General features: G+C 65.4%; 19 protein-coding genes and 1 tRNA gene. 14 read left to right on the forward strand and 6 right to left on the reverse strand.

What is annotated here, in order from left to right:
* Positions 1-119: 119 nt before the first annotated feature.
* The 3 genes from C449_RS00495 (at position 120) to C449_RS00505 (ending at position 5,934) form a co-directional block, all read left to right on the forward strand.
* Positions 120-2,627, forward strand: coding sequence for a GcvT family protein (locus C449_RS00495; protein WP_006075897.1), 2,508 nt, complete (start codon positions 120-122; stop codon positions 2,625-2,627).
* Between the two features lies 1 nt (position 2,628).
* Positions 2,629-3,867, forward strand: coding sequence for a threonine ammonia-lyase (ilvA, locus tag C449_RS00500; protein WP_006075898.1), 1,239 nt, complete (start codon positions 2,629-2,631; stop codon positions 3,865-3,867).
* 273 nt (positions 3,868-4,140) lie between these two features.
* The gene (locus C449_RS00505) at positions 4,141-5,934 is read left to right on the forward strand and encodes a BCCT family transporter (protein ID WP_049913780.1); all 1,794 of its coding nucleotides are present in this window, start codon (positions 4,141-4,143) and stop codon (positions 5,932-5,934) included.
* A gap of 120 nt (positions 5,935-6,054) precedes the next feature.
* Here C449_RS00505 and C449_RS00510 read toward each other — a convergent pair whose 3' ends face one another.
* Positions 6,055-6,291 (reverse strand): hypothetical protein, encoded by a 237-nt coding sequence (locus tag C449_RS00510; RefSeq protein WP_006075900.1) that lies wholly within the window; start codon positions 6,289-6,291, stop codon positions 6,055-6,057.
* 114 nt (positions 6,292-6,405) lie between these two features.
* A complete protein-coding gene (locus C449_RS00515) occupies positions 6,406-6,990 on the reverse strand; it encodes a hypothetical protein (protein ID WP_006075901.1) in 585 nt (194 codons plus the stop codon).
* 232 nt (positions 6,991-7,222) lie between these two features.
* Between C449_RS00515 and C449_RS00520 the strand changes: the two genes are divergently transcribed.
* The 3 genes from C449_RS00520 to C449_RS00525 all read left to right on the forward strand — a co-directional run bounded on the left by C449_RS00520 (position 7,223) and on the right by C449_RS00525 (position 8,191).
* Positions 7,223-7,615 carry a hypothetical protein gene (locus C449_RS00520; RefSeq protein WP_006075902.1) on the forward strand — a complete coding sequence of 131 codons (393 nt, stop codon included), beginning with the start codon at positions 7,223-7,225 and terminating at the stop codon, positions 7,613-7,615.
* A 76-nt stretch (positions 7,616-7,691) separates the two neighbouring features.
* On the forward strand, positions 7,692-7,841 hold the full coding sequence (locus tag C449_RS17975) for a hypothetical protein (protein WP_161606413.1): 150 nt from the start codon (positions 7,692-7,694) through the stop codon (positions 7,839-7,841).
* Between the two features lie 107 nt (positions 7,842-7,948).
* Positions 7,949-8,191: a hypothetical protein gene (locus tag C449_RS00525; RefSeq protein ID WP_006075903.1), complete on the forward strand. Its 243-nt coding sequence runs from the start codon at positions 7,949-7,951 to the stop codon at positions 8,189-8,191.
* A 39-nt stretch (positions 8,192-8,230) separates the two neighbouring features.
* On the opposite strand, the gene C449_RS00530 is transcribed toward C449_RS00525, so the two are convergent.
* Together C449_RS00530 and C449_RS00535 are read right to left on the reverse strand one after the other, a co-directional pair.
* Complete coding sequence (locus C449_RS00530) at positions 8,231-8,695, reverse strand: universal stress protein (RefSeq protein WP_006075905.1); 465 nt, start codon at positions 8,693-8,695, stop codon at positions 8,231-8,233.
* Between the two features lie 134 nt (positions 8,696-8,829).
* Positions 8,830-10,092 carry an NAD-binding protein gene (locus C449_RS00535; RefSeq protein WP_006075906.1) on the reverse strand — a complete coding sequence of 421 codons (1,263 nt, stop codon included), beginning with the start codon at positions 10,090-10,092 and terminating at the stop codon, positions 8,830-8,832.
* 209 nt (positions 10,093-10,301) lie between these two features.
* On the opposite strand from C449_RS00535, the gene C449_RS00540 reads away from it, so the two are divergent.
* The 6 genes from C449_RS00540 to artA all read left to right on the forward strand — a co-directional run bounded on the left by C449_RS00540 (position 10,302) and on the right by artA (position 18,245).
* Positions 10,302-12,206: a BCCT family transporter gene (locus tag C449_RS00540; protein ID WP_006075907.1), complete on the forward strand. Its 1,905-nt coding sequence runs from the start codon at positions 10,302-10,304 to the stop codon at positions 12,204-12,206.
* 100 nt (positions 12,207-12,306) lie between these two features.
* The gene (locus C449_RS00545; RefSeq protein WP_006075908.1) at positions 12,307-13,512 is read left to right on the forward strand and encodes an alanyl-tRNA editing protein; all 1,206 of its coding nucleotides are present in this window, start codon (positions 12,307-12,309) and stop codon (positions 13,510-13,512) included.
* A 27-nt stretch (positions 13,513-13,539) separates the two neighbouring features.
* Entirely contained in the window at positions 13,540-14,430 is an 891-nt protein-coding gene (locus C449_RS00550; RefSeq protein WP_006075909.1) for an NOP5/NOP56 family protein, read from the forward strand.
* Positions 14,417-15,046, forward strand: a complete 630-nt coding sequence (locus tag C449_RS00555) for a fibrillarin-like rRNA/tRNA 2'-O-methyltransferase (protein ID WP_006075910.1) — start codon at positions 14,417-14,419, stop codon at positions 15,044-15,046. The genes C449_RS00550 and C449_RS00555 overlap by 14 nt, the downstream gene beginning before the upstream one ends.
* Before the next feature lie 173 nt (positions 15,047-15,219).
* Positions 15,220-17,178, forward strand: a complete 1,959-nt coding sequence (locus C449_RS00560) for a DUF7282 domain-containing protein (protein ID WP_241430047.1) — start codon at positions 15,220-15,222, stop codon at positions 17,176-17,178.
* A gap of 101 nt (positions 17,179-17,279) precedes the next feature.
* Positions 17,280-18,245 carry an archaeosortase A gene (artA, locus tag C449_RS00565; protein WP_006075912.1) on the forward strand — a complete coding sequence of 322 codons (966 nt, stop codon included), beginning with the start codon at positions 17,280-17,282 and terminating at the stop codon, positions 18,243-18,245.
* A 291-nt stretch (positions 18,246-18,536) separates the two neighbouring features.
* On the opposite strand, the gene dph5 is transcribed toward artA, so the two are convergent.
* Positions 18,537-19,295: a diphthine synthase gene (gene dph5, locus C449_RS00570; RefSeq protein WP_006075913.1), complete on the reverse strand. Its 759-nt coding sequence runs from the start codon at positions 19,293-19,295 to the stop codon at positions 18,537-18,539.
* 24 nt (positions 19,296-19,319) lie between these two features.
* Positions 19,320-19,826 carry a pyridoxamine 5'-phosphate oxidase family protein gene (locus C449_RS00575; protein WP_006075914.1) on the reverse strand — a complete coding sequence of 169 codons (507 nt, stop codon included), beginning with the start codon at positions 19,824-19,826 and terminating at the stop codon, positions 19,320-19,322.
* A gap of 129 nt (positions 19,827-19,955) precedes the next feature.
* Here C449_RS00575 and C449_RS00580 point away from each other — a divergent pair, with 129 nt between their 5' ends.
* On the forward strand, positions 19,956-20,933 hold the full coding sequence (locus C449_RS00580; protein ID WP_006075915.1) for a class I SAM-dependent methyltransferase: 978 nt from the start codon (positions 19,956-19,958) through the stop codon (positions 20,931-20,933).
* Between the two features lie 84 nt (positions 20,934-21,017).
* Positions 21,018-21,092, forward strand: a tRNA-Thr gene (locus C449_RS00585).
* Positions 21,093-21,103 lie beyond the last annotated feature (11 nt).

A 21,103-nucleotide genomic window follows, 5' to 3' on the forward strand; every position in this document is an offset into this window, starting at 1 on the left:
CAAAACCCACGGACGGAACACGAATTCGACGACCGGTCTCGCGATCACGGCTTCGGCAGTATAAACGGGTGTGGTAGTCCACCCCGTCGTTTAATCCGGCGGGAACGGCGAATAGCACTATGAGCACAGAGGATACATTGCCGGAGAGCGCCGGGACCGTCGTCGTGGGTGCGGGCTGTGTCGGCTGTTCGGCGGCGTACCATCTCGCCGAACGGGGTCGCGAGGACGTCGTCGTTCTCGATCGCGGACCGCTGTTCGAGACCGGCGGCTCGACCTCGCACGCACCTGGTCTCGTCTTCCAGACCGCTGGCGGGAAGCTGATGACCCACATGGCGGCGTACACCCGCGACCTCTACACCGATCTCGACAGCTACCGGATGTCGGGTGGGATCGAGGTCGCGTACACCGAAGACCGATGGGAGTTCCTGAAACGAAAGCGCGAGTGGGGCCAGTCCTACGGCCTCGAAGGCGGCGACCTCCTCTCTCCTGAAGGAGTCGCCGAGCACGTCCCGCAGATCGACGAATCCGTGATCCACGGTGGGTACTACCTCCCGACCGATGGAAAGGCCCACGCGGTCGACGCCTCGGCGGCGATGGCCGAACGCGCGCGCGAACTCGCCGGCCACGAGTTCCACGGCAACACCACCGTCACCGACATCGAAACGGCCGACGGCGCGGTACAAGCAGTCGTCACTGATCAGGGGCGGATCGAGTGTGACGACCTCCTCGTCGCGACCAACATCTGGGGACCGCTCTTTGGGGAGATGGTCGACACCGACGTGCCGCTAGTGCCGTGTTCGCATCAGTATCTCGTGAGCGATCCGATCGACGACCTCGCCGGCGCGCAGGAGGAGATCGAACAGCCGATCCTCCGTCACCAGGATTATTCACTCTACTTCCGCCAGCACGGCGACTCCTACGGCGTGGGGTCGTACAACCACGAGCCGCTGCTCGTCGATCCGGAGGACATCTACGGCTCCGAGAAACTCGACGACCTCGGACTGGAGTACCCCTCGCTCCGCGAGTTCGCCGCCACCCACTTCTACGAGAATACCCACCCCGACCACGACGAGAGCGCGTACGACGCCGCTCGCGAACTCGTCCCGGCCTTCGACGAGGATTCATGGGAGACCGAGATGAACGGGATGTTCTGTTTCACGCCCGACGGGATGCCGATTCTCGGCCCCGACGAGGACACCGACGGCCTCTGGTGGTCGCTCGCGATCTGGGTCACTCAGTCGGGCGGTGCCGGCGACATCGTCGCCGCCTGGATGGAAGACGGAACCCCGCGACTCGACGGCGAGCGCGTGAACGCCGATCCCGCCCACGTCAGTCGGTTCCAGTCCCACGCCGGCAGCCGGGAGTACACCTACGGCCGCGGAGCCCAGCAGTACCAGGAGGTCTACCAGCTCATCCACCCGCGCGAGCAGCCGAAGGACCAGCGCGCGCTCCGGCGGAGCCCCTTTTACGATCGTCAGGCGGACCTCGGCGCGGAGTTCTACGACACCGACGGCTGGGAGGTCCCTCAGTGGTACGAGGCGAACGAATCCCTCCTCTCGGAGTACGACGTTCCCGACCGTCCCGACTGGCTCGCGCGCAACTGGTCGAAGGCCCAAGGTGTCGAACACCAGGCCGTCCGCGATCGGGTCGCGATGTTCGACATGACCACGTTCACCGGGATCGAGGTCGAAGGCGAGGGAACCCAGGAATTCCTCCAGGGGCTGCTGACGAACGACATGGACTGCTCGGTAGGACGGATGCGCTACGCCACGATGCTGAATGAGGACGGCGGTATTCTCGCGGATCTGACCGTCGCGCGGCTCGGGGATGAACGCTACCTGCTGACGACCGGCGGTGGCAACTCCGCGACGCTGCACTCCCGATGGATCAGAGAGCATGCGCCCGACTCGGTGTCGATCACCGTCCACGATTCGAGCCGGTCGGGGATCGGCGTATTCGGCCCGGAATCCCGAAATCTGCTCGGACCGCTGGTCGAGGCCGACCTCTCGAACGACGCCTTCCCCTTCTACTCTGTCGAAGAGACCTACCTTGGGAGCCTGCCGGTGACGATGCTCCGGCTTTCCTACGCCGGCGAACTCGGTTGGGAGCTCTACACGCCCACCGAGTACGGCGCGCAGCTCTGGGACACGATCTGGGAGGCAGGCCAAGACTACGGCGTCGTCCCGATGGGATGGGAGGCGCTCGACTCCACGAGCCTGGAGAAGGGCTACCGGCTGTGGGGGACCGACGTCACGCCGGAATACAACCCCTACGAGGCGGGGATCGGGTTCGCGGTCGACCTCGACACCGAGTTCGTGGGAAAGGACGCGATCGTGACGGCCCGCGAGGACGGCATCGACGAGAAGCTCGTTCCGATCACGTTCGACGAACCTGGGACGGTCGTCGACGCTGGCCATCCAGTGTTCGACGGCGACGACGTGATCGGCTACGGCTGCCGCGCTGACTACGGCTACACGATCGACGCCGGGATCGTCTACGCGTACCTCCCCGCGGCCTACGCCGAGCCGGGGACCGACGTGACTATCAGCTACGAGGGGAAACGTCACGCAGCAACCGTGCGCGAGGAACCGCTGTTCGATCCCGACATGGACCGAATGCTCCGTTGACATGAGTCAAAACGCCGACCCTACCGTCACGTTCGCCGAGATCGAAGCGGCTCGCGATCGGCTCGACGACGAATCGGTCGTGAAACCGACGCCGGTCGAGCGGAGCACCTCGCTCGACGCCGTCACTGACGGCGAGATCCATCTCAAGATGGAACACCTCCAGTGGACGGGGTCGTTCAAACCTCGCGGCGCGTACAACAAGATCGCACAGCTCGTCGCCGAAGGTGGGACGGAGCGTGTCGTCGCCGCGAGCGCCGGCAACCACGCCCAGGGCGTGGCACTCGCCGCGACGAAACTCGGCATGGATTCGACGATCGTGATGCCGAAGGCCGCCCCGCAGGCAAAGGTTGACGCGACCCGCGAGTACGGCGCGGCGGTCGAACTCGTCGGCCAGGACTTCCAAGCGGCGATGAATCACGCCGAGGGTCTCGTTGCGGACGACGAAACGGCGTTCGTCCACGCGTACGACGATCCCGCGATCGTCGCTGGCCAGGGCACCCTCGGTGTCGAGATGGTCGAGGATTGCTCCGACGTCGATACTGTGGTGGTTCCCATCGGCGGCGGCGGACTCATCTCGGGAATCGCGACGGCGTACAGCGAACTCTCGCCCGAAACGCGCGTCGTGGGCGTCCAGGCGGAGGGAGCCGCGACCGTCCCGAACAGCCTCGATAAGGGGATTCCGCAGACCCTCGACTCCGTCGACACCATCGCCGACGGGATCGCCACCGGCGGGATCGCCGAGTTGACGCTCTCGCTCATCGAGGAACACGTCGACGAGATCGTCACCGTCACCGACGGGGAAATCGCGCGGGCGATCCTGCTCCTCCTGGAGCGGGCGAAACAGGTCGTCGAAGGTGCGGGTGCAGCGTCGGTCGCTGCCGTCCTCAGCGACGATCTCGATGTCGAGGGCGAGCGCGTCCTCGCGCTGTTGTGTGGCGGGAACCTCGATATGACGATGCTCCAGACGGTCCTCGTCCACGCGCTCACCGATCGCGAACAGCTGCTCCGACTGCGCGTGCGGATCGACGACCAGCCGGGAAAGATGCGCGAGGTGTCCGGGGTGATCGCCGACCACGACGCCAACATTCAAACTGTCCGCCACGACCGCTCGGCCCCCGAACTCGACGTCGGTGAGGCCTACCTCGTCTTCGAGGTCGAAACCAGCGGCGCGAGCCATGCTCGCACCATCATCCGGACGATCCGCGACCACGGGTACGAGGTCAGACACGTCAATGCCTGAGCCAGGCCAGCTTCAGCGTGCACGATCCACGTGCGAGAGCGACCTATCGGTTAAAAACATCCCCATAGTTCATTGCGAAGCCTTAAGACAGTCTCTGTGATAGGTTGACATGGACTTTCGTGGTATGATGGCTCACGGCGTGGTCGACGGTGTGAACGTAGGCGGGCACGAAAGTAGCTGACTCGACCACGCCCAACAAACGTACCAATACATCGATACCAATCATGAGTGAACTGCACGAGATAGGCGACGCGTTCAGCGAGGTACGGCATCATGAGTAAGTCAGACGACACTACCGGCGAGATGTCGGACGGGTTGCAAGTAGAACTGTTTCACCCGGACTCCGACCGGGAGGTAGGAGACACCAACAAAGAGCTACTCGGCGGACGGTTCGATATCCATCCCATCGTTTTCCCCGGCGCGCTACTGTTGATCGGGCTGTTCATCGCGATCACCCTGATTTTGGGTCAAGAGCAGGCCACAGCGGTCTTCGACGGCACCAAATCGTTCATCGAGTCGACGTTCGGCTGGTTCTACTTGCTGGCGGTGAATATCTTCCTGATCACGATCGTGTACTTCGCGGTCAGCAAGTACGGGTCGATCAGGATCGGTGGCGTGGAGGCCGAAAAGGAGTTCAGCACGTTCGCGTGGATGGCGATGCTGTTCAGCGCCGGCATGGGGATTGGCCTCATGTTCTTCAGCGTGACCGAACCGGTGGTTTACTTCAATAGTCCACCGGCCTTCTTCGGTGCCGAAGCCGGGACGGCGGCGGCGGGCACGGCAGCGCTGGCACAGACGTTCTTCCACTGGGGACTCTCCCCGTGGGCTATTTATGGGTTAGTCGGCCTCGGGCTGGCCTTTTTCTCGTTCAATCGCGGGCTACCGCTGACGTTCCGTTCGATCTTCTGGCCGCTGCTCGGCGACCGCATCTACGGCTGGCCGGGCCACATCATCGACCTCGTGTCGGTGTTCGCCACGCTGTTCGGTTTGTGTACCTCGCTCGGTCTCGGGGTCGCGCAGGTGAACTCCGGCATCTCCTACGTGGGCGGCGACATGCTCGGAGTCATCGACCTCCCGATCACCACGTCCATACAAGTCGTGCTTATCGCAGGCATCACCTTCATCGCGGTGCTATCGGTTGCAGCCGGTCTCGACGGCGGCGTCAAGCGACTGAGTACGGTCAACCTCTACCTGATGCTCCTCCTGCTCGGGTTCCTGTTCATCGTCGGCCCGACGCTGTTCATCGTCGGTTCGATGGCGGAGGGGCTCGGGGCGTACATCGGTAACTTCCTCTCGCTGAGTCTCTTCACCGGCACCCTCGGTGCGGAGGCTGGAAACACGCTCGATTCGACCGTCTCGGCGTGGACCGTCTTCTACTGGGGCTGGTGGATCGCGTGGTCGCCCTTCGTCGGGATGTTCATCGCGCGCATCTCGAAGGGCCGCACGGTGCGGGAGTTCGTGCTCGGCGTGCTGGTCCTGCCGACGCTGTTCTCGGTCGTCTGGCTGTCGACGTTCGGCGGGAGCGCCCTGGCGACGGCGCTGCAAGGGAGCGGAGGCGGGGCAATCATGAGCGCGTACAGCTCGATGGAATACGCCACGTTCGAGACGCTCGGGATGTTCATCATGCTCGAGCAGTATCCGCTCGGTGCTATCTCGGGCATTCTCGCGACGCTGCTCGTGGTCACCTTCTTCGTCACGTCGTCGGACTCGGGTTCGTTGGTCATCGACCACCTGACCTCGGGCGGCAAACACGACGTGCCGCGTGCCCAGCGGGTCTTCTGGGCGACCACTGAGGGGGTCGTTGCGGCAGTGTTGCTCTGGGGCGGCGGACTCACTGGCCTCCAGGCGGCGGCCATCTCGACCGGCCTGCCCTTCGCCGTCATCCTCCTCGTGATGTGCTATACGGTGTACCTGGGACTCGATAACGAGTACCAGATTCTGGAATCCGAGGCGTTCCGCGAACAGATCGACCAGATCAGCGAGGGCGATGATATGGTCGTGGACCGCACGGGCGGGGACGTGGTGACCGGCGTCTCGGAAGGGGGTGACACCACGTCGGACGACTGATTCTCGACCCGCTCCGTCTGTTTTCCCTCGGTTCCGTTCGTTCCGCTGTCCCGCTACGTTTCGGCTGTGAGACTCCACGACTCACGAGATGGTCCGCCGAACGGCTGGCGCAGCGATCGCTCAATAGTAGTCCCACTCGTCGTCGCCACGGCCCCGCTCGACCTCCTCGTCGTCGGTATCGTCGTTCGTCTCGTCCGGCCACGATATCCCATCGCCGGTCACGCTCTGGTAGACGAACCCCCCGAATGCGACCAACAGAAGAATCAGCACGAGCGTTGCGGCGGCCGTCACAACCCACGTGGCTTGCCCGACGACCGCAACCGCGACAGGGAACGCCTGAAGCACGATGTGTACCATGTGAAAACGAGTGCAGCCATCGACATGAATATTAGTGCATGTCGACTCATCACATGAATTCTTGTGACGTGAACACGGCCGACCACATCCGCTCGCCGTCCACTCGGTGACTGCTCAGGTGTCGGCCTCGGTAGCGGGCGCTCGCGAAGCGTGGATCCACTCCCGTGTCGGCCCACCGATCCCGACCGAGACGAGGAGGACCCAAACGACCAAGCTCGCGGCAGCCGCCGGCAGGAGCCACGCGCTCGCGCCGAGCACTGCCCCCACGACGAGCCCGTACCACGGTCGGCGTTCGCCGACGAGTTCGGTGAGGCGCGCGCCGACGACCGTCAGTCCGAGCCCCGCAAGACCAACCACCGCGACGGCGACCGCTGCGCCCGCTCCGGCGACGACGAGCCTGTTGGCGCTGAGCCGAGTCACCTGACCGAAGAAATACACGCCGAAGAACAACACGCACGCGTGTGCCGTCACGCCGTAGACCGTCGACACCGTGAGGCGTTCCATCGAGGAATCGACGGACTGGTCGACGAATCCGTCGAACCGCCACAACAGGACACCGCCGAACAGCATCACGAACACGAACGCGCCGATCGCTCGGGCGGGTGGTGCGTCGACCACCGTGGTCGGATCGATGGCCTGGACACTGCTTGCACCGGAACCGACCGCGTCCACCACACTCGCCCGGCGATCGGAGACCATGGTGGTTCGTTACCCGCTCCGGCCGGAAGATCCTATCGGCAGTCCAGCGCGTGGTCGACGCTCTCCACTGTTCCTCCCGTCGACGCAGGTGCGAGCCGTGAGCCGGCGGGCACGCTCCGGATCGGTGATGGTCTCGCCATCCGATCGGTCGTCCACGCTCGGCGCATGGGCGTGCGTCTTATTACCAGGGTTCGCGTAGCAGTCGTTGAGAAACGATCGTTCAAGAGACACCATGCTCGGACGCCTCAAGTGGCTCGCAGGCCAGTTGATAGAACCCCTCCGAGTCGACGATGACCTCGAAAATTTTCGGCTGTCGATACCGGAGGCACAGACCACGACGGTCGAGGGGGCCGTTGGGTGGAACAAGCGCCCGCCAGCCACCCTCCAATGTCCGCGGTGTGAGAACGAGATTTACCAAGCGGGAGGAATGGACCCGATCGACTGCCCCCGGTGTGTCGCCGAGTTCACCCGCCACGAGTTCCCCGAGTTGGAACTGCTCTCGCTTCACTGTCCCGTCTGCAACGACCATCTGCGACACGGACGGCGGCATCCGAACGCGTACGATGTCCCCGAATGGGCTACGTGTCGAAACTGCCATTACCACTGGGAGTTCGAGGATTTCTAACGATGATCGGTACTCGACCGGCGATCCACCCTCCGTCGACCCGATCGCCGACACGCACGCTCGTGGAGTGGTGGTCGTGAACACCGTCGCGCTGGCCCTGGCGGTCGTGGCGTCCGTGCTAATGCTGGGTGGCGCACTGGTGATGACGTCAGGGAATTTCGGCGTCGCCGGGGCGCTGTTCCTGGCCGCAAGTATCGTCATCTACCTCCGGGAGCGGCGGGTGTAGCTCACGTCGTCGTTTCCGGACGACCACACCACGACACCGACTGCGTTCTCGAAGAACCACGACAGATATCGCGAAACTCATCACGACCGCTGCCGTAGTGCCGGACAATGGCCGCCATTCGTCACTCCCCCGGTCCCGCCGCGGCGGAAGCGTTCACGCTTGGCATCACAACGGCAGCGACGCTCGGTCTCGCCGGTCTCTGGCTGCTCGTCTGGACCGACGTACTGACGCTGCTCGGTGCGATTTTTGTTGCCTTCTTCGGGCTGCCCGTGCTGCTCGTCGTCGTGTCGTGTCTCCTCAGCGTGTGGCTCGGGTACGACAAGGACGCGGTCGACACGGCGCTGTCCTGAATCGATCGTCGGCTCCGACCCTCGCCTGCCGCTCCGCCGTCAGGAGTCGGCGAATCGACTGCGGGCCTCGCTCTCGCTCAGCTTGGTCGAGATCACCGGAACGGTCGACAGTCGGACGACCTTCTCGGCGATAGTGCCGAGCAGCGCGCCGAACCGGCCCTGATAGCCGGTTCCCATCACGATCGCATCGACGCCTTCGTCGTCGGCGTATTTGACGATCTCCTCGTGGATCGTGCCGCTTTTGATCGCGGTAACACACTCGACGCCGGCGTCGCTCGCCATCTCGTCCACCTCCTCGGTGACACGCTCGCCGTACTCCCGGTATTCCCTGCGGACCTGCTCTTCATCGTCCCTGATCGAGAGCGCCCGAGGCACGCCCGGAAGATCCATCACGTACAGCGTGTGGACGGTCGTGCCGAGCGTCGCCGCGAGTTCGATCCCGTGCTGGGCTGCCTTCCGCGCCTCGTCGCTCCCGTCGGTCGGAATGAGAATCGTATCGTACATTGTTTATCCACAAAGAACACGTCCATGCAGCAGTATAAATCCGTGGTCGTGCTGGTACACCCCTTTATTCGTTCGCGTGGTGGACACAGCCGACCGTGTGGTGAGTAGCGATAGCTCGCTACCGATCGCGGGATTTACGTCGCGTTTCCGTCCCCACCGTTTTCGGTGCCACTCGTCTCGGTCGCGTCCGTCTCGGCGTCCGACGCATCGGTATCGCCGAGGACGGAGCGGCCGAGACGACGGCCGACGATGACCGATGGGCTGATGACCTCGTCGGCACCCACGCGTTCGAGCTTGCCGACGTGGCCGTGGTCGGTCGCCGCCGCGACGATCCGGACGTCGGAGTTCACCTCCCGCGCGGCGAGCACCGCGAGGGTGTCTTGGGCGTCGTCGCTGGTCGCGGCCACGACCCCGCTCGCGACGTCGATCCGCGCGTCGAGGAGCGCGTCCTCGTCGGTCGGGTCCGCTGTGAGGACATTCACGTCTTCCTCGTCGAGCGCCGACGCCGTGTCGGCGTCGGCAGTCACGACGACCACGTCGGTCGTGGCCACCAGCTCGTCGACCAAGGGTTCGGTGAGGTCGCCGTAGCCGAGAACCACGACGTGGTCCTCCATGAGTGCGAGTTCCGAGGCTGTCATGGTTCCGAACGCGGCCGACACCCGGGACTCGATCGCCGGGATGATGAGCGAGCCCGAGGCGACGGCGAACGTGCCGGTGCTGATGACTATCGCCGAGAGGGTAAACAGTTTCGCCCCCTGACTCGTCGGCGTCGCGTCACCGTAGCCGACGGTGGTTCCAGTAACGACGATGTAGTAGAACGCGTCGGTCCACGTCTCGATACCGGTGTAGAAGTTGCGGAGTCTGTACGCCCCGATGGTGCCGTACGCCTGGCCGGCGACGAACGCCACGATGGCGGCGGTCTGGAACGGCGAGAGGTCGAGCGACTGGTCGAACGCGGTCCGGTTGCGAACCACCAGCGGGAACGTGCCGAGCGACAGCACGAACAGCAGGACGTCGGTCGGCTCCGCTGTCACGAGCGGTAACACCACCACCAGCGGGAGCACGAGGACCGTACCGTACCAGGCGATCCGGAGGCGGCGGCGAAGCCCCACCGCGAGCCCCCCGAGCACGAACGCGAGGAGCACGGCCCCGAACGGCACGACGGTCACCCACTCGGCCGGGAGAAGGGGCGCGAGCGGGCCATCGAACGCGAGGTCGCGCTGGCTGAAATGCGAGAGGCCGGTGACGAACGCGAGGACCGCGACCGCCGCGGTCAGCAGTACCGTAGTATCCGTTCCCGTGTACTCCCGCCAGTAGACGAACGGCACTCTGTCGTCGTGGTGGAACAGCTCCCGAAGGGCGGCGTCCATCGTCGTCTCGGGGGGATCGTTCGCCACCCCGTGACATACCAGGCGTACGATCATAAAGGCTGGTCGCCGATAGCACCGCCGTTGATCCCGACGGTCGCGATCACGAGTTCACGGCGACGGGCCATCTGCTGTCGACGGCTGCCGTGGTTAGCGGAGTGATACGCGAACGGGGCAGCGTTCGAGCCGCAGAGTGTGCCAACGACAGGACTATGGGGGTAAGTACCGTACCGCGTGCTATGAGTACCCAGGGGGCCGGCCCCGTGGAGACGGTCCTCCGGAGCGTCCTCGTGCCGATTTGTGTGATCGCGGGCGCGGTCGTCGTCTCGGTCTTTTTCTTTCCGGGGGTCGTCGGCTCGCTACTGACCGGGGGGGCCATTCTCATCGTTTCGCTGTTGTTCTTCGGTTCCGGACTGGCGTACGTCGCGCTGTTGCCGATCACGGTCGACGTGGACGCCGAAAAGGCCCGACGCGACGCCCCGTATCTACTGCGAATCCGGCGGCTTGGGTGGGTTGGGACCATCAAGGGCGCTGCGGCACGGTTCAGGAATTTTCTCGCCCGCCAGGACCCACTCACGTTCGGTGTCCCGGTAGCAGCCTTCGTCCTGTTTTTCGCAGCGTACTACCTCGCACCGTCGGGCACTCAGTCGGTCGTCGGCACCGTCGAAAGCGTCCTGCTCCACGAGTTCGGATGGCTATTCTTGGGCGCGATGTTCCTCGCGGTGTGTTACTGTCTGGTCTTGCTGGTCGGGCCGTGGGGAGACATCAAACTCGGCGGGCCCGACGCCGAACCCACCTACACCTACCCGACGTACTTCGCGATGTTCTTCACCGCGGGTATCGCCGCCGGTATCGTCTTCTGGGGCCCTGCCGAGGCACTCTTTCACTACGACACGCCGCCACCGTTTCTCGACGCCCAGCCACGATCGGGCGGTGTCGTCGCCGGCGCGCTCACCTACGCGATCTTTCACTACGGCTTCTCGGCGTGGAGCGCCTACGTCGTCATCGGCGTGCCGATCGCCTACTTCACCTACCAGCGAGGCGCGCCGCTGCGGGTCTCGTCGATCCTGACGCCGTTTCTGGGGGTCGACGGTCTCGACAGCCGCTGGGCCACGCTCGTCGACGTGCTCGCCGTGTTCGCGACCATTGGGGGGATCGCCACCTCGGTCGCGCTCGTCGGCCAGCAGTTCCTCGCCGGCGTCAGCTACCAGTGGGGAGTGACCTACGGCGGCGTGGCCCCCGTCCTCGTCGTCGCCGGACTGACGCTCATTTACGTCGTCTCCGCCCAGAGCGGCGTCCACCGCGGTATCCGTCGGATCGCCGGGGTCGCCATCGTCCTGTTCGTCCTGTTCGCGGCACTGCTGATCGCCGTCGGTCCGCAATCGGCCATTCTCGACATCGGTTCCGCCGCCGTCGGCGGCTACGTCGTGGATTTCGTACCGATGAGCCTCTATCTCGGCGGTGGACTGGTCGCCGAGGAGTGGGTGGCGAACTGGACGGTCTGGAACTGGTCGTGGTGGTTCTCGTGGGCCCCCTTCGCCGGACTCTTTCTCGCGGCGCTCTCGAAGGGCCGGCGGGTTCGGACCGTGGTTCTCACGGGTGCGGTCGCCACGTCGGCCGCGACCGCTGTGTGGTTCGTTCTGCTCGGCGGGACGTCACTATCCCTCCAGCGCTCCGGGACGGCCGACATCCTCGCCGCCATCGAGGCCTACGCCACGCCCGAGGCGGTCGCCGGCTTCCCGATCTTCGCGGCGCTCCCGCTCGGCCAGCTTCTGATGTTCCTGTTTCTCGCGCTCATCATCGTGTTCATCGTCACCTCCGCGGACACCTCGACGCTGGTGGTTGCGATCCTCGCGACCAAGCAGGATCGCGCGCCGACGACCGGGAGTATCGTCTTCTGGGGGCTGTTTCAGGGCGTGGTCGCGGTTGCGGTGCTGCTCGGCGGCGGCGGCGAGGCGTTACAGGCGCTCGCGGTGTTGACGGGCGGGCCGTTCGCGGTGCTGGTAGTGGTCGCGCTAGTTGGGCTGACGCTGACGTTCCGCCGCCACGAACGCGGTCATCGCTCACCGCTCGGCAAGTTGCGCGCCACCGTCCGCGATCACGGTATCGCGGGCCCGAGCGAGGTGCTTCGGGACGACGACTGAGCCCGACCCATTGGACGGAGCGCGTCGCTGCGGGATTTCCGCCAACGACGAGCGCTCAACCCACCGTGAGCGTTTTGCCGGTTCGCACAGTTCGGAGCGTATGCAGACGCTCGCTCCGGCCGAACCGTACACGACCGAGTTCGAGGCGATCGTCGAATCACAGGATGACGACGAACTGGTGCTCGACGAGACGTACTTTTATGCCGAGAGCGGGGGCCAGCCGCCCGATCGCGGCACTCTCGCTGGCGAGCGGATCGCGGATGTTCAGGAGCGCGACGGCGAGATCGTCCACACGCTCGCGGACGCACCGGCAGTTGAAGTCGGAGATACGGTCGCCGGCCGGATCGATCCGGCCTTCCGAACGTACTGCATGCGCGCCCATACCGCCAGTCACGTCCTCTACGGGGCCGGTCGCCGACTGTTCGACGACCTCGGCTACGGCGGGTTCGACATCGACGAGCACAAGGTCAGGGTCGACTTCGCGACCCCGACGGCGATCGACGACGCGGCGCTCGTGACGCTCGAACGGCTGGTCAACCGCGCGGTCTGGGACTCCAAGGACGTGACGTGGGAGAACGCCCCCCGGGAGGCGGCGCTCGCCCGCGACGACGTGGCGTTCAACACCAAGACCGAGGAAGGAATCGGCGGTGAGGAGGTTCGCCTGGTCGACGTCGACAGTTGGGACGTCGCTGCCTGCGGCGGAACCCACGTCCGAAACACCCGCGAGATCGGCCCGGTTGCAGTGCTCGATCGATCGAACCCTGGCGAAGGCGTGACGAGAGTCGAGTTCGCGGTCGGGCCGGCCGCGATCCAGCGGCGGAGCGCCGAGAAGACCGCGGCGCTCGACGCGGCCACCGCGCTCGAAACCCGCGTGACCGATCTTCCCGAGGCAGTCGCACGGCTCCGGGACGAACGCGACGCGCTCGCGGCCGAGCGGACAGGATTGCAGGAACACCTCGTCGATTCGCGGCTGGACGAACTGCGCGAAACGGCCGTCGAACGCGATGACCGGACGTGGCTCGTCGGGACGGTCGATCACCTCGACACCAACGAACTCGCGGAGCGAGCGAACGATCTCACCGATTCGGCCGCCGACGTGGTCGGCCTCGTCGGTGGCGACGGTGAGAGCGTCGCCGTTGCCACGGACGGAGAAATCGACGCCAACAGGGTCGTCGACGACCTCACCGCCGAATTCGGCGGCGGTGGCGGCGGAAACGAGACGATGGCCCAGGCTGGCGGCTTCGACACCGATCCCGAGGAGCTCGTCGCGTTCTTGCGTACCGGCAGCGTCGAAACCACGAACTGATTTGTCGGCTCGGCCACGATCCGAGTCATGAGCGAGGGAACGCCGGCAGGGACAGGGTGGTTCGAGGGGGTGGAGCAGGGCGATCTCGACGGTGCCCGCGACGCGATCGAGACCGGGAGCGCCGAATCCCCGGCTGACTGGCCCGCGCGAGCAGTCGAGACTGGCTTCGTCGACACCGACGAGGAGTACTACGCGGCGCTCCGCGAGGCGACGATCGCGACCGCCCGGGACGCGGCCGCCGAGCGCGAGCGTGCCGACGACCGTCAGGTGATCCACGCGGTCCGGGCGATGGACGACACGGAACGAATGGCGAACGAACTCGCCGAACGGGTCGCGGAGTGGGCCGCGAGTCGGACAGAAGACGCCGGAACCGGTATCGAACACTGTCGTGAACTCGTCGATCGGCGGGGCGAGAACGCCGAACCGGCCGACGACCGCGTGGCGGCGATCGCAGAACGCGTCGTCGATCTCGACGAGGAGGCGGCGGAACTCGAAGCGTACGTCGAGCGCACGGTTCGTTCGGTAGCTCCCAACCTCGCTGCGCTCGCAGGGCCGACGCTCGCGGCGCGCCTGCTCGCACTCGCCGGCGGTCTGGAGTCGCTGGCGCGAACGTCGAGTTCCACGATGCAGGTTCTCGGGGCCGAGGACGCGCTGTTCGCCCACCTCCGAGGGTCGGCTCCGTCGCCGAAACACGGCGTGATCTACACCCACGAGTACGTCCGCCACACCCATCCCGATGAGCGGGGCTCGGCAGCCCGCGCGCTCGCGGGCAAACTCACCATCGCCGCCCGGGTCGATCACTACGCCGGCGATCGCCGGCCCGATCTCGATCGCGAGTTGGACGAACGGATCGCGCGAATTCGAGCGCGGCGCGACGACGAAGATGCCGACGATCGGGGTGACGATGACGCTTCCTGAGGGCGTCGTCTATCGCGAGATCGACGGTGAGGAGCGTCTCGCGACCCAAGGGGCGACGGTCTACGGCGAACCCATGGAGGACGGGTGGCGTGCGTGGGACGTTCGGCGATCGAAACTCGGCGCGATGATCGACGCCGGAATGGACACCGGCCTCACGGGCGACGATGGAGTGTTGTATCTGGGTGCGGCGAACGGTACCACCGCAAGCCACGTCGCGGACTTCGCGCGTGTCGTCTACGCGGTCGAGTTCGCGTCGCGGCCGATGGGCGATCTCGTCGGCGTTGCGGAATCGCGGACCGGGCTTTTTCCACTGCTCAAGGACGCCCACCAGCCCGAGACGTACGCCCACATCGTCGAGGACGATCTCGATGCGATCGTTCAGGACGTCGCCACCCGAGGTCAGGCACGGGTGGCGTGTGCGAACCGGCAGTTCCTCGCCGCGGACGGCCGACTCCTGGCAGCGATCAAGGCCCGAAGCGAGGACGCGACCGCCGATCCCGAGAGCGTGTTCGACGCGGCGCTCGACGAACTCCGGACGACCTACGAGATCCTCGATACCCACCGGCTCGACCCGCACCACGCCGACCACCTCGCGGTTGTCGCCCGGCCGCGCTAACTCCCCGCCAGCGACGGGGTCCACCACAAAACCTTTATTAATGAAGGAGTTCCCTCAATGCGTATTCGACCGATGATGCCAGGATCGAACGCCCTCCCCGAGTCCTCGTGTTCGCCCTCCACGGACGCGGTGGCGGTCGGAGCGGTGATCTGCCGACGAGTCGATGCCGAACCGTGACGAACGACCACCGCGAGCGGGCCGCCGGCTGCTGGCTGGCGGTGCTCGTGATCCTTGCGGCGTTCGGTGGGGTGGCCTTCCTCGGACCGGCGAGCGCACAGGGGACCGATGTGGCGGCCAACGGGACGGCCGCACCCACGAACGACAGCCAATCGTCGATCAACGAAACCCAATCTCAGCGCAACGGAGTCGATGGGACTAACGAAACCAACGCGAGCAGCGCGACGTTCAACCGCTCGACCGTGGCCGAGGACCGTGGCGACATCGCCGCCATCGGAATCAATCTCTCCGGGGTGACCGAGACCACCGTCACGGTTGGCAGCCCCGCAGTCAACTACGAGACAAACGTCACCGTCGCGGACGGCGGCAACGGACAGGTCACGCTCCTGATGAACTCGTATCTCGCGGGCACCACCGAAAACGAAAGCCAGGCGTACGACACGCTGGCCGCTGAGGATTCGATCGTCCGGACGAACCGGACGACCGAACGACTCGAGGCCCCGCTCGACACCAGCACGTACAACCTCTCGGCCACGGTCGACGGGCGCGAAACCGACACCGCGGCGCTCAGACTGACCGAGCGGACGTCCGACGAGCTCGTGACGTGGACCGCCCCCGCCGAGAGCTTCGACAACGTGACGAACGCGAGCGAGGTCGCCGCCGCCATCGAGAACGACCGGATCACCACCACCGATAACGTCGCCGTCGGCGACGTGCTGGTGCTCCAATCCAAGCTCTCCGGCGTCTACGGCGCGTTCGAGGCCGCGAACTTCACCGAACTGGTCGAGCGCGGGATGTTCAACCTGACGGTCCGCCAGACCAATCCCGGCACGAACCGCCAGCCGAAGCAGCTCGATCTCGATCGGAGCCTCGCGAACGACTCGATACGAGTGATCCCCGATCCGGAAACGGACATCCTCTACGTCAACATCGACACCGAGGCGGCGGTCTTCGAGCGCGGCCCACCGCGTCCCGGTGACGAGTTCGAAGCCGAACTCACCGTGCGCGAGGAAAGCAGCCTCGCCGCGAGCAACCAGTCGATCGGCGCAAACGTCACGGCCGTCGGGGCCGAGCTCGGGCTCGGTGACGTCTCGCTCGCTGCCGACGACGGCCAGACCGTCACCGGAACGACGAGTATCGCGCCAGCCAGCGAGGTGACGATCAGTCTCACGGCCAACGGCACCGGGTCGTTCGTCAAGACCAACACCACCACAGTCTCGCCGAACGGCACCTTCGCCACCACGTTCAACCTCTCTGAGACCTCGCCGAACACCACGGTCGACGTGCGCGCGGTCGGACCACTCAACACCAGCGACGACATCACGGTGCCCGTCCGCCAGAGTCAGGAGCCCGCGCCGATGGCTGGCGGTGCCCGGCTCGCCGTCGACGACCAGACGACGACCGGCGAGACCGTTCGGATCCGAAACGTCACGCTCGCCGATGGTGGCTACGTCGTGATCCACGCGCCGAACGCCTCCGAAGCCCCCGTCGAGAGCGTTCTCGGCACGTCGAGCTATCTCGAGAACGGCACCGCCGAGAACGTCACCGTAACGCTCGGCCAACCGCTCACCGAGAGCACCGACGTGGTGGTGATGGCTCACCGCGACACCAACGACAACGGTGTGTTCGACTTCGTGAGTTCGAACGGTAGCGAGGACGGCCCCTACACGTCCTCGTCGGGGTCGACTGCCGCCGGAGCCGAAACCAGCGCGGAAGCGGCGACCGCCACCGGTGCTGCGGCGAGCGATAGCGAACCGGTCGCCACGACCGTCAGTGTGACCGTCAGCAACGCCACCACGACAGGTGAAGTGAGCGACACCACAGCGGTTGGGAGTGCGAACGGCACCAACGCGTCGGGGCAACCGACGAGCGAGAACGGTCCAGGGTTCGGGATCGTCGTCGCAACCGCCGCGATCGTCGTGGCTGTCGTCGCTCTCGGGAGACGACGAGAATGATACCACCGGCGGAGTGGGAACGGGAGCGGTTCCGATTCACACGCCGACGACCCAGCTCGCGACGGCAAGACCTATCACCGCCATCGTCGTAACGCCGATGAATGCTCGACGGAGTGCTCGCCGCGCTCGCGTGGTTCGGTCGGTTCTCCGACCCGCTCGCGTGGCTCGTGGTCGCCACCTTCACCGCCGGGGCGGCACTTACGTGGCGTGAGAGCCGGTTTGCACGCCCGATCACGGTCACAGCGTGGGTCCTCTTCGGGGTGTTCTGGCTCTCGGTGTTCCATCACTTCGCGTTCGTCCAGAAGAGCTTCATCGAAGGGATCGGGACGCTGGTGGCGGTGCCAGCGAGTCTCTATGCGGGATTATTGCTCGCCCGCGGTCGCGACTCGCTATTTGTACTCTCGCGGGCGATCGCCGCGATGGGACTGATCTTTTTCCCGTTTGAGACGATCCCCATCCTCCGGGAGTTCCTAATCGAGACCGTCACCCGTCAGACCGCGTTCTTGATCCAACTACTCGGGATCGATCCGACGGTGGTTTCGGGAACCCAGGTCCCGACTGGCACCCACCCCGACTACCAGAGCACGTTCTGGTTCGTCGATGGTGACCACACGATCACGTACACCATCCTGATCGCCTGTACCGGGGTGGGGAGCATGGCGATCTTCGGCGGGCTCATCGCCGCGACCGACGCGCCGCTCTCCCGGAAACTCCGTGCACTCGCGGTCTCGATCCCGGTGATCTACGGGCTAAATCTCGTTCGGAACGTGTTCATCGCGATCGGCTTCGGCACCCAGCGGTTCCACTTCTTCCCCGATACGATCATGTCGCTGTTCGGTTCCTCCGACCCGTACAAAGTCTCGTACTTCATCGCCGACCGCGTGCTCGCCCAGAGCCTCTCGGTGGTGGCGATGGTCGCGATCACGTGGGTTGTGATCCACGAACTTCCAGAAGTAATGGTCGTGATCGAGGATGTGCTCTACATGGCGACCGGGACCGAGTACGACCTCCAGCGCGCGCTCGGCGTCGGGATGCGTGCCGACGGCAGCGGTTCCGGCGGCGAGTAGGCGGTGCGGGCCTGGAGGATGAAGGGCGAGGCGCACGAAGTGCGCCGAGGGCTTCGGCGGTGCTGTGCGGTGGCGGTCGCAGTGCGGTCCTCGGCGGATCGAGGGCGAGCGCGACCGGAGGGAGCGCGAGGGCTCGGCGGTGCGGAAGGCGGTTGCGGTGCGGTCGCGGGGAGCGCCAGCAGTCCTACCGCGAGCGAACGAGCGGAGCGAGTGAGCGGGTGTTTTTAGTCCAGGTTTTTGGAGGGGGTTCGAGGGAGCGAGCGACCGAGGACCCCCTGTAAAAAAGTGGGTTTAGATGAGGTCTTCGGGTGCGCCTGCAAGACCGATCAGTGCGTCGCGCTCGACGTGATGGAGATCGCCGGGAATCACGAGCAGGTGAAGTGGGTCGCCGAAGTCCGTCTCGGCGAGCGCCGAGAGTCGATCCGCGGCCACGATTGGATCTGGACTTCCCGCGCGGGCGACGACGACGCCGAGCGGATCGTCGAGACCCGGTTCGAGTCGCTCGGCGGCGGTGCTCGCGGCCATATAACGATCCTCGGCGGCCTTGATGTCGAGAAAGCAGAGCGTATGGAGGCCGCGCTCGCGGTTCGTGTCGATGGTGTCGAGGACACTTTGGGGAATATCGCCGTCGCCGTAGGCGAACGGGATCGTGGTCGCTTTTCCAAAGCGGTAGTTCTGGAGTCCAGTAAGGGAGCTCGCGGCGGCCTGGGCAGTCGTCCCGTGGATCACACGGGTTTCGATGTCGCGTTCGTGCGCGCGGAGTCGGAGATCGGTGTGAGTCGTCGAGATCATGGGGTCGCCAGCGACCACGAACGCCACCTCGCCCCCCTCGGCCGCGTCGAGGATCGGTTCGGAGTCCTGTTCGACACTCGCTCGGTCGCGGACCTCGATTTCGCTGTCGTGGTAGGTTTCGAGATCCGCGACGGTCGCACCGACGAGTTTGCTGGTGTAGAACTCGGCGAAGACGCGGTCGGCGTCGCGGAGCGCATCCCGTCCCTCGACCGTGATCGAACGCTCGTCGTAGAGCCCGAGACCGACGAAAGTGAGCATGGCGTAGCTCGGGTGGGAGTCAGATTAAACACCGTGCTCCGCGAACGTCCACCGGGTCGCGTCCGTGGGGTACTCGTTCCACGCCAGAACGCGTTCGGGACGGACGGCGAAGAAGGGCGTTCCGTGTTCGATGCCGTACTTCCGCTCGTAGGCCGCGTCTACCCGTTCGATCCGTTCCTGGGTTGCGGTTCCTTCGTCGACGTGCTCCACTCGGCCTTCGAGAATGACCACCTCGTCGCCGCTCTCGGAATGGACGACGACGCGCGGATCCGCCGCGAGGTTTCGCACCCACCGCGTTCGCTCGCCGCCCCCACAGTAGAACGTTTCCTCGGTGTAGACGCCCCAGACGGGCCTGGCGTGCGGGCCACCGTCCGGGAGCGTCGTCGAGACCCAGAAGTTGCGGTTTTCGCGGAGACGATCGGCGACGAACGTCCACGACAACAACCCCTTCTCGTCGTCGGGGATCCCGTAACTCGATTCCGTGTGGGGTCGTTCGCGGGTCGCGTTCGCCGGTTCGGCTGATGGTATCATGGGCAACGGACGCGACGGCCGGAGATAGCCGTTGTGCCGGTGGCCGCGATCGTGGTGTAGCTGGGTCCGCTGCGGACAAGTCGCTCCGCGAAGCGTCAGCCTTAGGCCCGACTGCCGGCGAGATAGGGTATGAAGGTGCCGTGCGTCCGTGTCGCGCGCAAGGATGGCGAGCGGACGCGCGAGGCGCTTGCCGACCGGGGCGTGCTCGATCACGACCACGAGATCACCGTCGATGACGGCTGGCTCTACGCCCCGATCGTCGATCCGAATGCGGTGCCCGACGGGTACACGATCGAGGAGCGCGACGTACCCGCCCGTGAGACACAAACGATGCCCGCCGACCTGCTCGGCTTCGATCCGAGTTACGAGCGCCTCGGCGACATCGTGTTGCTCCGCGAAGATGACACGGAACGCGCACAGCGGATCGCCGACGCGGTGATGGACTCCTCGATCCCGGCGAAGACGGTGCTGAATCGCGCCTCGAAGATCGAGGGGGAGTTTCGAACCCGCGAGTGGGACGTGCTCGCTGGCGAGAGTACCCAAACCGTCCATCGCGAATACAACTACGCGTTCGCGCTCGACGTTGCCGAGGTGTACTTCTCGCCTCGACTCGCGACCGAACGCCACCGCGTAGTCCAGCAAGCGGCGACCGACGAGCGGATCGTCGACATGTTCGCTGGCGTCGGTCCCTTCGCGATCCCGTTCGCGGGGCGCGGCGCGCAGGTGATCGCGGTCGACCGCAACCCGGTGGCGATCGAGTACCTCCGGGAGAACGTCAGGCGGAACGACGTCGACGAGCGGATCGAGGCGATCGAGGGCGACGTCCGTGAGATCGCCGCCGGGATCGAGCACGAAGCCGATCGCATCGTGATGAACCTGCCTCACAGCGCCGACGCGTTTCTCGACACGGCGATCGAACTCGCCGGCGAGGAGTGTGTCCTCCACTACTACGACATCCAGCACGAGGACGATCCCTACGGGCCGGGCGAGCGCGCGATCCGGGCGGCGGCCGAGGGGTACGACATGACTGTCGAAACACAGCACACGGTCCGATCGTATGCACCTCACGAGTTGAACGTCTGTCTCGACGTGCGACTTCGGGCGTGAGACGGATCGTGGACGACCCTCCGAAATGGCTTGCCGCCAGCGATTCGCAACGATTATACCCGTCGTGATCGGTGTTCTATCTGCGCCGGTGTAGCTCAGACTGGCTAGAGCGAATCCTTCGTAAGGATTAGGCCGGGGGTTCAAATCCCCCCACCGGCTTGGGACAAATG

The organism is Halococcus saccharolyticus DSM 5350 (assembly GCF_000336915.1).
In the GTDB taxonomy this organism is placed as follows: Archaea; Halobacteriota; Halobacteria; order Halobacteriales; family Halococcaceae; genus Halococcus; species Halococcus saccharolyticus.